Origin of the sequence: Arthrobacter sp. zg-Y1116, from assembly GCF_024385485.1 — a bacterium.
Classification (GTDB): domain Bacteria; phylum Actinomycetota; class Actinomycetes; order Actinomycetales; family Micrococcaceae; genus Arthrobacter_B.
This window is the reverse complement of sequence record NZ_JANFLR010000001.1, coordinates 1,153,972-1,168,897: the sequence shown is the minus strand read 5'-3', so window position 1 is coordinate 1,168,897 and position 14,926 is coordinate 1,153,972. Positions and strand designations below refer to the sequence as shown.

The window sequence follows — 14,926 nt, the reverse complement described above, 5'->3', positions numbered from 1 at the left end:
CCACCCCTTGTCGGCCTTCACCGTTTTATCTGGCAGGCTTAAAGCACTATGGTGCACCTTTTTGATAGTTCGGCCTTGAAGTCCCCGCTACCCGAGGTGATCCCGGAACTCGGGGCGCGTTTCGAGGATGCCGGGTACGAGCTTTCGCTCGTAGGCGGTCCCGTCCGCGACCTGTTCCTGGGCAGGGTTTCCCCGGACCTGGATTTCACCACCAACGCGCGCCCGGACGACATCATCCGGGTGATCAAGGGCTGGGCCGACACTTACTGGGAGATCGGCCGGGAGTTCGGCACCATCGGAATGCGCAAGGACGGCTTCCAGGTGGAGGTCACCACCTACCGTGCCGATGCCTATGATCCCGACTCCCGCAAGCCCGCCGTGGCTTTCGGCGACAAGCTTGAAGACGATCTGTACCGCCGCGACTTCACCATGAACGCAATGGCGCTGCGGCTGCCGTCGATGGAACTGGTGGATCCCTTTGGCGGAGCCCGCGACCTGCATGCCGGTATGGTGCGTACCCCCGGTGCGCCGTCGACGTCGTTCTCCGACGATCCGCTGCGCATGATGCGGGCCGCACGGTTCGCGTCCCAGCTGGGCGTGGAGGTGGCGCCGGACGTTTTTGAAGCGATGCGGGACATGGCCGGGCGGATCGAAATCATCTCCGCCGAACGGGTCCGGGACGAATTGACCAAGCTGATCTGCGGCAAGGCGCCGTGGACCGGCGTGAACCTGCTCGTGGAGAGCGGCCTGGCCGACCACGTGCTGCCCGAGGTCTCGGCACTGCGGCTCGAGATTGACGAGCACCACCGGCACAAGGACGTGTACCAGCACTCGCTGACGGTCCTCCGCCAGGCGTGCGAACTGGAAACCGACAGCGACGGTCCGGTGCCGGCACCGGATTTCGTGCTGCGCTTCGCGGCCCTGATGCACGACGTCGGAAAACCCTCCACCCGCCGTTTTGAGTCAACCGGGTCTGTGAGCTTCCTGCACCACGACGCCGTCGGCGCCAAGCTGACCGCGAAGCGGATGAAGGCCCTGCGGTTCGACAATGACACCATCAAGGCCGTGGCCCGGCTGGTGGAACTGCACATGCGCTTCTACGGCTACGGCGATGCAGGCTGGACCGACTCGGCAGTGCGCCGCTACGTGAACGACGCCGGTCCGCTGCTGCAGCGGCTGCACCGGCTCACGCGCTCCGATGTCACCACCCGCAACCGCCGCAAGGCCGAACGGCTGGCTTTCGCCTACGACGATTTGGAGCAGCGCATTGCTGTCCTGGCCGAGCAGGAAGAGCTGGCCGCGATCCGTCCGGACCTGGACGGCGAACAGATCATGGCCCTGCTGCAGATCCGTCCCGGGCCGGTGGTGGGCCGCGCGTACCGGTTCCTGCTGGAGGAACGGATGGAAAACGGTCCGCGGAGCGAGGCCGAAACAGCGCAGCTGCTCCGCGCCTGGTGGGCGGAACAGTCCGAGAACCCGATTGCTGCCGCTGGCACAGCACCTGATACAACGGAAAAGGAACCCCAGCGGGAACCGGAAGTATCAGGTACGAATGTGAAGGACAGCGAAAAATGAGCAACGGGGAAAACTTCGGACCGGCAGTTCCGGACCTGACTCCGTCCGGAACCCGGCTGCCCCGCCTCTGGCTGCTGCGCCACGGGGAAACCGAATGGTCCCGGGAAGGCAACTACACCGGCCTGACGGATATCCCCCTTACGGCCGAGGGGGAAGCCCAGGCTGAGGCCGCGCGGGCCAAGATCGGTCCGGTGACCTTTGACCGGGTACTGACCTCTCCGCTGATCCGTGCCCGCCGCACCGCCGAACTGGTGGGTTACCCCGACGCCGAGGTGGTTCCGCACGCCCACGAGTGGGACTACGGCGACAACGAGGGCCGCAACAGCCGGCAGGTCCGCGCCGAGAATCCCGGGTACCTGATCTGGAAGGACGGCGTGCCCAACGGGGAGACCCTGGCACAAGTTGCCGCACGGGCCGACCTCATCATCTCCTCCGTGCAGGCCGGCTGCGGCACCGAAATGGACCGCGACCCCGAGGCGACGCCGGTGGAGAAGGTCCTGCTCGTGGCGCACGGCCATTTCCTCCGTATCCTGGCGGCCCGCTGGCTCGGCCTTGCCCCGGAGATGGGCCGGCACTTTGCGCTCAGCACCGCAGCGGTCTGCACCCTCGGTTGGGACAAACACACGCCCGCCGTTGTCGGCTGGAACCTCTAGTACCGCGATACGGCCCTGCCCGCACGACCCTGGAATAAAAGTTTTTTAGGGAATTTTGTGAAAGTGCTTGGCAGGGCCGCGAACTCTGTTGTACCTTTCTTTTGCGGGCACATTAATTGTCCGCAATAGACCGAACTGGATTCCCTGCTTATGTAGCTGCTTCTGCAGCCACGCCAGGCTCCAGTACCCCGGGTACCGCGAACAGGAGGTGGAGATTGATGAACACTAATGGAATTCACATCGTAGTTACCGGTGGCAACACCGGCGGCAATCTCCGGCCGTCCTTCCGGAACCCGCAGGTACCGCCTTCGGTCCTCCCCGGTCGGCCCTATGCCGCTTCCCGGTTTACCGTGACTGCCAGCTGGTCGGCCGTTTCAGCGTAAACGCTGCCGGCCCGGCAAGCCGTCCACGCCACCGGGGCAAGCACCGCGCACTCCCGTCCGACTCCACACCCGCTCTTTCAGCACCCCTCGTTTCCAGGGGAAGTTGGCGGAACGCGTGTATCGGGTGTGTGCGGAACCGCAGCCGGAATTCCCCTTTGAAAGACATTGCCGCGTCATGGTCGGGTATTTCCCGCAAATCGCCTTGACGTCGCTTTAACGTCCTTTATCGGTTTCCTGCGTCATTTCGACCTCCTTTTATCCGCTTATTCTTTTGCGCCCTTTTTCGCGCCTTCCCGTCGGAGCTTCCAATGCCAGAATTGCCCCTGCCCAATACCACTCTGCCCAAAACCAACCAACCCGGCCCACGGCCCGGACTCCAGGACCGGCTGCCCAATGACGCCGCCGGCAGCGACGAGCCGCTGCTGCCCCGTGCCCGGCCTCCGGAACAGGCCGCTCCTGTCCTGCGACGCGCAGCCAAGGGGGTGTACACAATGCTCAAGCGCCTGCGGAGCTCCTTTCTCCGTTCCAATGCCGTCCACCATGCCCGGATGGACGCGGCCCTGAAAGGCGAACAGGGTCACCTGCTGATGCACTACTTCAATTCCGTCAAGTAATCGAAGTACCCGCCCGGACCCGTTCAACCGGCACTGCCCGGCGCCTCCCTTGGGGTGCCGGGCAGTGCCGTGCCCGGCGTCCGGAGGTGAGGGGACGGACGTGTTCTGGCTGACAGGAAACAAAGCTCGAGCCCGTGGCGTTATAAAGTCGATAGAGAAAGATAACGGTCAGGAAGGGAGCGAAGTGCCCCAGGTCAAGCGTGTGGCCATGCTCTCCCTTCATACCTCCCCGCTTGAACAGCCCGGGTCCGGTGATGCCGGCGGCATGAACGTCTACGTCCGGTCCGTCGCCCTCGAACTGGCACGCGCAGGTACTGAGGTGGAGATCTTCACCCGGGCGACCGACCCGCTGCAGACCGCCGACGTTGCCCTGGCCCCCGGGGTGAAGGTTCGCCACGTGGTTGCCGGTCCCGTCCGCAAGGTGGCCAAGGAACAGTTGCCGTACCTGGATCTGGCCGGCGCGGTGGCAGAATCCCAACCGTTCCTGCTGGACGGCGGTTTCGACGTTGTCCACTCCCACTACTGGGTTTCAGGCGCCGCAGGACTATCCGTGGCGCAGCAGTGGGACCTTCCGTTGGTCCACACCATGCACACCATGGCTCGGGTCAAGAACCTGCAGGGGCAGCCCGGCGAGGCGCTCGAGCCGCAGATCCGGATCGACGGCGAGGAGCAGATAGTCCGCGGCGCCACCCGGTTGATAGCCAATACCAGCACCGAGGCAGCCGAACTGGAAACGCTCTACGGAGCCGATCCGGAGTCTGTGGACGTGGTGGCGCCGGGCGTGGACCTGAATGTGTTTTCACCACGCGGCAGGCCCGGAGTGCAGGCCGGAATGGGCTTCCTCCCCGGGGTCTTCCATGTGGTCTTTGCCGGCCGGATCCAGCGCATGAAGGGCCCTCAGATCCTGGTGGAGGCCGCCGCCGAGCTGCGCCGCCGCCGGCCGGACATTCCCCTGCGCGTAAGCATCCTCGGCGCCGGCAGCGGCTCCTCCGTGCTTGACCTGGCACCGCTGGTCCGCCGGCTGGGACTGCAGGACACGGTGTCCCTGCGCCCGCCGGTCGAGCCGCACCAGCTCGCTGCCTGGTTCCGGTCCGCCGACGTTGTGGCCGTGCCTTCCTTCAGCGAATCATTCGGCCTGGTTGCCCTCGAGGCCCAGGCCTGCGGCACCCCAGTCCTCGCCGCCAACGTGGGCGGGCTGCCCAAGGCCGTGCGCAACGGCAGCAGCGGCGTTCTCGTTGACGGCCACGCCCCGGGCCGGTGGGCCGCCGAACTGGAGGCACTCTACGACGGCACCGACCGCCGTCGTGCGCTCGGAGAAGGCGCGGCCGCCCATGCCCAGGCGTTCGGCTGGCGCCGGACAGCCATGCTGACGGCGGAAAGCTACCGCGAGGCAGCGGACCAGTTCGCCAGCCGTTCCGTGCGCAAGTAGGCCGAAGCAGCCCCCGCGGGCCGGCACTGCTGGTAGCTTGGCTTCCATCCAGCGACCAGCAGCCGTCCAGCGAATCCGTTGACGGCACAGCGGAAGGAACGCAGAACATGCGTATCAGTGCCGATATGCCCTCGGACCTCGAAATTTCCCGGGCGGCCCGCCTGCTGCCGATCACGGAGATTGCCCGCGCCGCGTCGATTCCCGACGCCGCCCTGGAATCCTACGGACGGTACAAGGCGAAAATCGACCCGGCGCTCCTGCGGGAGGATTCGGTCCGCGGCCGGGTGGTCCTGGTGACGGCCATGAGCCCCACGCCTGCCGGCGAAGGCAAATCAACTGTGACGGTGGGTCTGGCGGACGCCCTGCACCGGGCCGGGGAAAACGTGATGATTGCCCTGCGTGAGCCGTCCATGGGTCCGGTTCTCGGTATGAAGGGAGGCGCCACCGGCGGCGGCTACTCGCAGGTGGTGCCCATGGAGGACATCAACCTGCATTTCACCGGCGATTTCCACGCCATTACCTCGGCGAACAATGCACTGGCCGCACTGCTGGACAACCACATCTTCCAAGGCAACCAGCTGGGCCTGGATCCGCGGCGCATCACCATCAAACGCGTCCTGGACATGAATGACCGCGCCCTGCGCGACGTCGTCATCGGCCTCGGCGGACCGGCCCAGGGCGTGCCGCGGCAGGACGGCTTCGACATCACCGTGGCCTCGGAGGTGATGGCTGTTTTCTGCCTCGCCCGGAACCTGGCGGACCTCACGGAACGCCTGTCCCGGATCACCGTCGGCTACACCTACGACCGGCGGCCCGTCACCGTTGCCGATCTCGGCGCGCAGGGCGCCATGACGCTGCTGCTGCGCGACGCACTGAAACCGAACCTGGTGCAGACCCTGGCCGGTACCCCGGCCCTCGTCCACGGCGGGCCGTTCGCCAACATCGCGCACGGCTGCAATTCGGTCATTGCCACGTCCGCGGCCCTCCGCCTGGCCGACCTCGTTGTGACGGAAGCCGGCTTCGGGGCGGACCTCGGGGCGGAGAAGTACCTGGACATCAAGTCCCGGGTGGCGGATGTCGCCCCGGACGCCATAGTGGTGGTGGCCACCGTCCGTGCCCTGAAGATGCACGGGGGCGTGCCCAAGACCGGCCTGGCGGCGGAGAACCTTCCTGCACTGCGGGCCGGCGTCGTCAACCTGCACCGGCACCTGGAGAACGTCCGCCGGTTCGGGATCAACCCCGTGGTGGCGGTCAACCGCTTCAGCACCGATACGGACGCCGAACTGCGCTGGCTGATGGACTGGTGCGCCGAGCAGGGCGTCAGCGCCGCGGTGGCCGAGGTGTGGGCGCACGGCGGCGGCGGAACGGGCGGCGATGACCTTGCTGCGGCGGTGCTCCGGGCCCTGGAGCGACCGGCGGACTTCCGGTTCCTCTATCGGGACGAGCTGCCGGTGGAGCAGAAGATCCGGGCCGTGGCCCGGGAGATTTACGGTGCCGCCGACGTCGAATTTGCCCCGGCCGCGCTGCGCCGGCTGGAGGAGATTGCGGCGCGGGGACTGGAGCACCTGCCGGTCTGCATGGCCAAAACGCCGTACTCCTTCTCCGACGACCCCGCGGCCCTGGGCGCGCCGTCGGGCTTCACCCTGCACGTGCGGGATCTGTCCATCAAGACCGGGGCCGGCTTCGTGGTGGCCCTGACCGGGGCGGTCATGACCATGCCGGGATTGCCCAGGGAACCTGCGGCGCTGCGCATGGGTGTCGCCGCGGACGGGACGCCGAGCGGACTTATCTAGGATTCAGGTTCGGGGCCCGGGGGAGGACCGGGCACGGCAAGGCCCCCGGTCCCGGAGCGTTCCGGGGACGGGGGCCTTGTGCTGCCGGGGTCCTAGCGCTCGACCTCGCCGCGGATGAACTGCTCTACCTTTTCCTTGGCGAGGTCATCGTTGTACTGCTCCGGCGGCGACTTCATGAAGTAGCTCGAGGCCGAGAGGATGGGCCCGCCGACGCCGCGGTCCAGGGCGATCTTGGCGGCACGCACGGCATCGATGATGACGCCGGCGGAGTTGGGGGAGTCCCAGACCTCCAGCTTGTACTCCAGGGACACCGGAGCGTCGCCGAAGTTGCGTCCCTCGAGGCGGACGAAGGCCCATTTGCGGTCATCGAGCCACGCGACGTAGTCCGACGGGCCGATGTGGACGTCGTCGGCCTTCAGGTGGGCCGAGGTATTGGAGGTGACGGCCTGCGTCTTGGAAATCTTCTTGGATTCCAGGCGCTCGCGTTCGAGCATGTTCTTGAAGTCCATGTTGCCGCCGACATTCAGCTGGTACGTGCGGTCCAGGATAACGCCGCGGTCCTCGAACAGCTTGGCCATGACGCGGTGCGTGATGGTGGCGCCGATCTGGCTCTTGATGTCGTCGCCGACAATCGGCACGCCGGCGGCGGTGAACTTATCCGCCCACTCCTTGGTGCCGGCAATGAAGACGGGCAGCGCGTTGACGAAGGCGACACCGGCGTCGATGGCGCACTGGGCGTAGAACTTCGCAGCCTGCTCGGAACCGACCGGCAGGTAGCAGACCATAACGTCCACCGCGTTGTCCCGAAGGGCGGCAACAATGTCCACCGGCGACGCATCGGATTCGGTGATGGTTTCCCGGTAGTACTTGCCCAGCCCGTCGAGGGTGTGCCCGCGCTGCACGGTGATGCCGGTCTGCGGGACGTCGGCGATCTTGATGGTGTTGTTCTCGCTTGCGCCGATCGCATCAGCCAGGTCAAGGCCGACTTTCTTGCTGTCGACGTCGAACGCGGCAACGAACTGCACGTCATTGACGTGGTATTCGCCGAACTTCACGTGCATCAGGCCAGGGACGGTTTCGTTGGGATCGGCGCTTCGGTAGTACTGGACACCCTGCACCAGCGAAGCTGCGCAGTTTCCAACACCGACAATTGCCACCCGGATGGGGTTCTCGGACACGGTTCTCCTTTGAAGAAAAATGTTGAACGCTGCGCCCCCGGCGCAGACAACCTCCACAGTCTACGTGCTTGGCATCACATCTTCGGTTTGGGTCCGGACCGCCGGGTCATCAAGGGGCATTTTCCCTCGTTACCCCGTCCGTTTCCCCGGTTCCCCGCCGGGACCGAAGCGATGGTTCGCTAGTGGATACTGGACCCATGCAGCCCAACTCCCGGCGCGGCCCGCAGCGCATTGCGGCGCCCTCCCGCAACGATCCGTTCCTCAGGAAGTTCGCGGAAGGCATCGGCGGCCCCATGGGCCGCCACGCCGCCCCGGGCATGGTCTCGCCCGGATTCTTCACCGTGGAACGGGTGCTGGTCCTGTTCACGATCGTCTCCGCGCTGCTGGCCGTCCTGGTTAAGACTCCCTGCCGTGCGGGCGGTTGGGGCACTCCGGACCAGTTTTACTCCGCCTGCTATTCGGACTGGCCGGAGCTCTTCCGTACCCGGGGGATAGGCGACGGCGTTTTCCCGTTCCTGACGGAGGGCACCCTTTTTGAGTATCCGGTCCTCCTGGGACTCCTGGCCGGTGCCACCGCACTGGTGGTTCCCGGCGAGGGCGGCACGGCCCTGAGGTCGCTGCAGTATTTCGACGTCAACGCGCTTCTGGCCACGGGGGCCTGGATTGCCACGGTCATAGCAACCATGCGCCTGGCCGGGCGCCGGCCGTGGGACGCAGCCATGGTGGCCGTCGCCCCGGCGGCGATCCTGTCGGTGTTCATCAACTGGGACATTTTCGCAGTGATGCTGGCCACGGCCGGCATGCTGGCTTTTGCCCGGAACCGTCCGGTGGCAGCAGGAGTGCTGATCGGGCTGGGTGCCGCATTGAAGCTCTATCCCGTGCTGATTCTCGGCGCCGTGCTGGTGCTCGCGCTGCGGACGCTCCGCCTGCGGCCGGCGGTGCTGACCTTCACGGCTGCGGCAGCAACCTGGCTGGCCGTCAACCTGCCGTTCCTGCTCCGCGATTACGAGTCCTGGCGCTTCTTCCTCACGTTCACCGCGGAGCGCCCGGCGGGCTACTCGTCGATCTGGTTCGCCTGGAACCTGACCGTGGAGCGGGCCGGCGGAACCGGCGTCGGACCCGAATTCATCAATCTGTGGGCTTACCTGCTGTTTGCGCTGGCGTGCCTTGGAATCGCCGTGCTGGCGCTGCGCTGCGGGCGGCGGCCGCGGCTGGCGCAGCTGGTTTTCCTGATTGTGGCGGCATTCGTCCTCACCAACAAGGTGTACTCGCCGCAGTTTGTCCTCTGGCTCATTCCCCTGGTCGCCCTGGCCCGGCCGAGGTGGCTCGACTTCCTGATCTGGCAGTTCTTCGAAGTGATGCACTGGTGGGCTATCTGGATGTACCTCGCGAAAGAGACCTCCGGCGGAGCGGCCGAGAACAACCTCGATTCGCCCTACTATGTGCTGGCGGTGCTGGGCCACGTGCTGGCCACGCTCTATCTGATGTTCCGGGTGGTGTCCGACATCCTGGAGCCCGACGGCGACCCCGTGCGCCGGCACGGCGTCGACGATCCGCAGGGCGGACCGTTCAACGGCGCCCCCGACCGCTGGGCCCTGCGGCGGCGAAGGCCGGTATCCTTGGAAACGCATGCGGCCCCGGCGAAAGAAGCACAGTGACCCCCGTTCCATACCGTTCCGAGCAGCTCAGCCACGAGGAGTTCGAGGCGCTCGCCGCCGCGCACCCCGATGTGGTGATCCCGCTGGAGCAGACCCCCTATTGGGCGGATTTTGAGCGGAAGCTTGGCCGCAGCCCCTACGGCATCTGGGCCTATTACGACGGCGGCACCCTGGTTGCCACCGCCAGTTACCTCCGCTCCGAACGGCGGCTGCGGCCGTCGCTGGTGGTCGTTAACGGCCCCACCTGGTTCACCACGCGCACGCACAACGCCGAGGCCCGGCTCGTTTCCACCGTGCAGGAACAGTTCCGGGCCGATCCCGCCGTGGACCCGCTGTACATCCGGATGCAGATCGCGCATCCGCAGCCACCCGTCACCGGTCCGCTGGAACACGGCTGGTACGAACGGGAAATCGTCGTCGACCTGACTCCGGATACGGACGAAATCTTCGCGTCTTTCCGTTCCAACGCGCGGAACCTGATCCGCAAGGCGGAGAAGCTGGGCGTCAAGGTCCAGACCATCGAGCGCGCACGCTGGGCGGAGGTGTTCCGCACCGAACTCTTCCCCATCATGCAGGAAACGGCTTCGCGGGACGGCTTCTCGAGTTTCGAGTCCTCCTTTTACGAAACCCTGCTTACCGAACTCGGTGACCATCTGCGCCTCATGGTGGCCTACATGGACGGACAGGCCGTGTCCTGGCTGATCACCACCGAGTACCGCGGCTACTCCGTCTACTACTTCGCGGCGAGCTCGCACAGCGCCCGCAAGACCAACGCGCCCTACCTGCTGCTCTGGGAGGCCTTCAAGGTCCTCAAGGAAGCGGGCAACACGGCGTGCGGGCTGACCGGGATCGTCAGCGACAACTACCCGAGCCTGATTAACGTCACCACGTTCAAGCGGAACTTCTCCAAGACCGTGGTCACCATCCCCACTACCTATGACGTTCCCCTCCACCCGCTGCGGTACGCTCTGGTGGCAAACGCCCTGAAGCTGCGGCGCGAGGCGCCCGCGAAGCTGCGCAGCCTGCCGGCCTCCGCCAAGGGTTTGGCCGGCCGGATCCCCGGACGGAAGGGCGAAAAGGCGGCCTAATGAGCGATGTCAGTGTAGTCGGGGCCGGTCCCAACGGACTCGCGGCTGCGGTCATCATGGCCCGCGCCGGCCTCAAGGTCGAGGTGTTCGAAACCCAGTCCACGGTGGGCGGCGGCAGCCGCACCAAGGAACTGATGGCACCCGGCCACCTGCACGACATCTGCTCCGCAGTGCACCCCATGGCCCTGGCCTCTCCGTTCTTCCGCAGCTTCGGACTGGACCGGCGGATTGACCTGGTGGTGCCGGAGATTTCCTACGCCTCACCGCTCGACGGCGGACGCGCCGCACTGGCGTATCGGGACCTGGATCGGACGGTGGAGGGACTCGGAAGGGACGGTGCCGCCTACCGACGGCTGATGGAGCCGCTGGTCCGGCGCAGCGAAGCAGTCACTGAATTGCTGATGGGTTCCCTCCTGAGCGTCCCCCGGGATCCGATTGCGCTGGCGTGCTTCGGCCTGGCCGCCCTGGACCAGGGCACGCCCCTGTGGAACCGGCGGTTCGTGGAGGACGCTGCACCGGCGCTGCTCTCCGGCGTAGCGGCGCATCCGGTGGGGAAAATGCCCTCCCTGCCCTCCGCCGGAGGCGGCTTGATGCTCGGGACGCTCGCCCATTCAGTCGGCTGGCCCATCCCGGTAGGCGGTTCCCAGGCCATCGCCGAGGCGATGGCCGACGATCTGCGGGCGCACGGCGGCAGGATCTCCACCGGCCACCGCGTCACCTCCCTGGACGAGGTGGCCGGCTCCCGGGCCGTCATCCTCGATGTCTCTCCTTCGGTGCTGCTGGAGCTGGGCGGGGACCGCCTGCCGCCGCGCTATGCGCGGGCGCTGGAACGCTTCCGCTACGGCAATGCCGCCTGCAAGGTGGACTTCATCCTCTCCGGTCCGGTCCCTTGGGCGAATCCGGAAATGGCCCGTACCGGCACCGCCCATCTGGGCGGCACCCGGGCGGAACTGGCCGCAGCGGAGGCCGACGTCGCGGCCGGCCGGCACCCGGCCCGCCCCTACGTCCTGTTGTCCCAGCCCAGCGGCTTCGATCCCACCCGGGCCCCCGCGGGCCGTTCCGTGCTCTGGTCCTACTGCCATGTGCCCGCCGGATCCACGGTGGACATGACGGAAGCGGTCACGGCGCAGATCGAGCGTTTCGCGCCGGGCTTCCGGGATGTGGTTGTCGATTCGCGGGTGACGACGGCGGCGGACCTGGCCCGGTACAACGCCAACTATGTGGGCGGGGACTTCGGCGGCGGGGCAGTGACGCTGGCCCAGATGCTGATTCGGCCGGTCCTGTCCCCGAAGCCGTGGCGTACGGCGCTTCCCGGTGTCTACCTCAGTTCGGCCTCCACCCCGCCGGGGCCGGGCGTTCACGGGATGGGCGGCCTGCATGCTGCGAAGCTGGCACTGAAGGACGTGTTCGGGCTGCCGATGCCCTCACTGGAACCTGCGCAGGGAGCCCGCTAGGGACCTCCGCCTCCCGGTTATCCGGGGTTCCTCGGCACCCCGTTTCCCGCCCTGCCGTGATTGTGACCCATGCCATAAAGCCTTGTATGTTATCGGTTACCGGCACCGTAGCCGGGGTACTTGAACTGGGGGACAAGTCATGGGGGACAGACAAATGGATAGCCACGGTCCGGTTGTTGGCGCACAGGGGAACCAGGGGGCTCCGCCGCCGCCCGGTCCGGGCACCGAGCTGCAACAACCACAGCAGCCGTACCAGTCCAATCCCCCTGCTCCACAGGCACCGGGACCGCAGGGGCAATGGCCCCAGGCGGCTCCTCCGCCACCCGGGGGACCCGGACTGCCGGGACAGGCATCGAAGCAGCCGAACCCGAAGCGGCGTAAAGGCCTGATCATTGCCGGCAGCGTTGCGGCTGGATTGCTGGTGATTCTGGGCGTCGGAGGGTTCTTCGGCTACAAACACCTCAGCGAGACGACTTACAGCCCCCGGGTGCAGGCAGAGGAGTACCTCCAGGCACTCGTCGACGCGGACGTTGAACGCGCCATGGAAATGGCTCCTGCCACCGGGGATGAGCTGGACTACTCGTTGATGACGAACGAAATTTACTCGAAGGCCACCGACAGGATCAGCGGATTCGAAGTGACCGATGTGGTGGTCAACGACGGCACCGCTGACGTGACCGTGGACGTCAAACAGGGGGACGACACCCAGGCCATGAAGCTGGACCTGTCAGAGAACGGCACGGAGGCAGTGTTTTTCAAGAAGTGGAAGCTGGACGCCCCGCTGGGCTCCTGGTCGCTCCGCTACACGCTGGATGAGGATGCCTCCGAACCTGCCGTAAACGGCGTCAGCGTGGAAATGCCCGAGGACGGCAGGAAGCTGGCCGTGCTGCCGGGCGAGTACACCTTCAATGCACCTACCGGAACGAAGTTCGTCAGCTACGGCGGGGACGAGAAAATGTCCGTCCGCCTGGACGGCCAGGAATCATTGATGGGGGTCGCATTCATCCCGGAGATCACGGACGCGGCGCGCGAGGAGATTAAGGCCCAGACAAAGGCGCACCTGGAAAGCTGCCTGAAGCTGACGGAACTGCAGCCCAAGGGCTGCCCCAACCAAGCGGACGGCGAGGATCCCAACAACTTCCGCAACATCAAATGGAGCATGGCCAAGGAACCCGCTTACGAGTCGATTGAGGGGGACCCGTCATTCCCGTTCTCGGTGGAGCTAGTAAACGGGCAGTTCACCCTGGATGCGGAAATGAAAGAGGGTGACGAGTGGCGGGCCATGAAGGGAACTGTTGAGCTCTACTCGCTGCCCGCCATGGTGGACATCCAGGGCGAAACGATCACCATGACTTTCGCCGACTAGCAGCAGGCGGCCCCGCCGGATCCGGCGGGGCCGTAATTGTTACCTCCGTCATAAAACCCGATAAGTTATCGAGTGCCGGCCGCGCAGCCGGGTACTTGAACCGGGGGAACAAGTCATGGCGGACCAGAATGTTGATTACTACGGGCCGGGGGCGGGGGCAGGGGTGTACCCAGCCTCGCCGCCGCCGGGAGCTGGCAGCGAAAACCGGCAGCAGTGGCCAAAACAGCAGTGGCCGCCGCCGCCCGGACAGAACGGCATGCAAGGACAGGAACCGCCCAAAGCCGACCCGTCGCAGCGCAACACCCTGTTGATCGCCGCCGGCGTTACCGTCGCCGTGCTGGCGGCATTGGTTGCGGGAGGCTACTTCGCCTTCAGGCACTTCAACGAGACCGTGTACGGCCCGCAGGTGCTGGCCGAAGAGTATCTCCAGGCAATTGTCGACGGTGACGTGGAACGGGCCATCGGCATGGGTCCCGACCTTGACTGGGAGGACTACTCCCTGATGACCAACGAGGTGTACGCCGAGGCGGAAAACACAATCACCGGCTTTGAAGTGACCGATGTGGTGGTCACCGACGGCCAGGCTGTCGTGAGCGTGGACATCGAACAGGGCGGCGACAGCCATGCCGTAACACTGGATCTGCGCACCGCCGGCAGTGAAGCGTTGTTCTTTCGGAAATGGAAGCTGAATATCGGCCTGGGGAGCACCCAGGTGCACTACATCCTGCGGGGAGACGCCACTGCCGTCGCTGTCAACGGGGTGGACATCCCCGGCCAGGACATGGAGGCGCTCCGCAGAAGCACGTTGTTTAATTTCCTGCCCGGCGACTACATCCTGGGTGCCGCTACCGGCAGCCCTTATTCCGGCTATCCGGACCGGGTGGTGAGCGCGCGCCTGAACCCGGACGGCGCTGCGGCTGTACGGGCGGGAACCGTCGACCTGAAGCCGCAGGTCACGGAAGCCGGCCGCGGGGAAATCGAGGCCGGGCTAACGGCGCACCTCGAAAAGTGCATGAAGGCGACTGAACTGATGCCGAAGGGCTGCCCGAACCAGTGGACGGCCGAGGATCCGGATAGTTACCGGAACATCTCCTGGAGCATGAAGACTCCGCCCACCCTCGACCCCATCGAAAGCGATCCCACGGGACCGTTCTCGGTGCGGGCCGTGGACGGGGAATTCATCCTGGACGCCGAAGTGAATCGGGGCGGTTCGTGGCAACCGGAGCGGGAGAGCTACCAGCTTTACTGGATGTACGCCGAAGTGGAGATCAACGGCGAGGAACTCTCCCTCACCTTCGCTGACTGACAGCACTCCGGCTCCGGACGAAAAGCGGCCCTATTCGACCGTCAGCTCACCCATCCGGGACCATTCTTCGCCCTCAATGACGGTGTTGATGATCTTCGGGGTTTCCACCAGCGCCGGGACCATGTCCTTCATGGCCTGCTGGAAGTGGTCGCTCTGGACGTGGGCGGCCGCGGCGTCGTCCTTGAACGCCTCCACGAGGACAAACTCGTTGGGGTTTTCCAGGCTCCGGGACCAGTCGAACCAGAGGTTCCCCGGCTCGGCCCGGGTGGCTTCGGTGAAGCCGGCGGTCAGTTCCGGCCAGCGCTCGGTCCACTCGGGCTTGACGAGGAACTTGACGGTTATGAAGATCATTTCAGTCCTGCTTTCGCTGATTCTCGGGGTTTTCATCGTATGCCCCGACGGCGGCACCGGGCCACCGGAGGGAGGGAC

Annotated in this window: 12 protein-coding genes; 10 read left to right on the top strand and 2 right to left on the bottom strand. The window is 65.9% G+C overall.

Annotated elements, in window-relative coordinates:
- Positions 1-48: 48 nt before the first annotated feature.
- From NNX34_RS05535 to NNX34_RS05515, 5 genes are all read left to right on the top strand, one after another.
- The gene (locus NNX34_RS05535) at positions 49-1,575 is read left to right on the top strand and encodes a CCA tRNA nucleotidyltransferase (RefSeq protein ID WP_255765502.1); all 1,527 of its coding nucleotides are present in this window, start codon (positions 49-51) and stop codon (positions 1,573-1,575) included.
- Positions 1,572-2,228: a histidine phosphatase family protein gene (locus NNX34_RS05530; protein ID WP_255765501.1), complete on the top strand. Its 657-nt coding sequence runs from the start codon at positions 1,572-1,574 to the stop codon at positions 2,226-2,228. The genes NNX34_RS05535 and NNX34_RS05530 overlap by 4 nt, the downstream gene beginning before the upstream one ends.
- 691 nt (positions 2,229-2,919) lie before the next feature.
- On the top strand, positions 2,920-3,225 hold the full coding sequence (locus NNX34_RS05525; protein ID WP_255765500.1) for a hypothetical protein: 306 nt from the start codon (positions 2,920-2,922) through the stop codon (positions 3,223-3,225).
- 184 nt (positions 3,226-3,409) lie between these two features.
- On the top strand, positions 3,410-4,654 hold the full coding sequence (mshA, locus tag NNX34_RS05520; RefSeq protein ID WP_255765499.1) for a D-inositol-3-phosphate glycosyltransferase: 1,245 nt from the start codon (positions 3,410-3,412) through the stop codon (positions 4,652-4,654).
- 107 nt (positions 4,655-4,761) lie between these two features.
- Positions 4,762-6,447, top strand: a complete 1,686-nt coding sequence (locus NNX34_RS05515; RefSeq protein ID WP_255765498.1) for a formate--tetrahydrofolate ligase — start codon at positions 4,762-4,764, stop codon at positions 6,445-6,447.
- A 92-nt stretch (positions 6,448-6,539) separates the two neighbouring features.
- On the opposite strand, the gene NNX34_RS05510 is transcribed toward NNX34_RS05515, so the two are convergent.
- A complete protein-coding gene (locus tag NNX34_RS05510; RefSeq protein WP_255765497.1) occupies positions 6,540-7,625 on the bottom strand; it encodes an inositol-3-phosphate synthase in 1,086 nt (361 codons plus the stop codon).
- A gap of 197 nt (positions 7,626-7,822) precedes the next feature.
- Here NNX34_RS05510 and NNX34_RS05505 point away from each other — a divergent pair, with 197 nt between their 5' ends.
- The 5 genes from NNX34_RS05505 to NNX34_RS05485 all read left to right on the top strand — a co-directional run bounded on the left by NNX34_RS05505 (position 7,823) and on the right by NNX34_RS05485 (position 14,497).
- A complete protein-coding gene (locus NNX34_RS05505) occupies positions 7,823-9,283 on the top strand; it encodes a glycosyltransferase family 87 protein (protein WP_255765496.1) in 1,461 nt (486 codons plus the stop codon).
- Positions 9,280-10,371, top strand: a complete 1,092-nt coding sequence (locus tag NNX34_RS05500) for a peptidoglycan bridge formation glycyltransferase FemA/FemB family protein (protein WP_255765495.1) — start codon at positions 9,280-9,282, stop codon at positions 10,369-10,371. Before NNX34_RS05505 ends, NNX34_RS05500 begins: the two co-directional genes overlap by 4 nt.
- Entirely contained in the window at positions 10,371-11,825 is a 1,455-nt protein-coding gene (locus NNX34_RS05495) for an NAD(P)/FAD-dependent oxidoreductase (protein WP_255765494.1), read from the top strand. The genes NNX34_RS05500 and NNX34_RS05495 overlap by 1 nt, the downstream gene beginning before the upstream one ends.
- 421 nt (positions 11,826-12,246) lie before the next feature.
- Positions 12,247-13,191 (top strand): hypothetical protein, encoded by a 945-nt coding sequence (locus NNX34_RS05490; RefSeq protein WP_255765493.1) that lies wholly within the window; start codon positions 12,247-12,249, stop codon positions 13,189-13,191.
- A 256-nt stretch (positions 13,192-13,447) separates the two neighbouring features.
- Positions 13,448-14,497 carry a hypothetical protein gene (locus NNX34_RS05485; protein ID WP_255765492.1) on the top strand — a complete coding sequence of 350 codons (1,050 nt, stop codon included), beginning with the start codon at positions 13,448-13,450 and terminating at the stop codon, positions 14,495-14,497.
- 30 nt (positions 14,498-14,527) lie between these two features.
- On the opposite strand, the gene NNX34_RS05480 is transcribed toward NNX34_RS05485, so the two are convergent.
- Complete coding sequence (locus NNX34_RS05480; RefSeq protein ID WP_227920318.1) at positions 14,528-14,848, bottom strand: putative quinol monooxygenase; 321 nt, start codon at positions 14,846-14,848, stop codon at positions 14,528-14,530.
- Positions 14,849-14,926 lie beyond the last annotated feature (78 nt).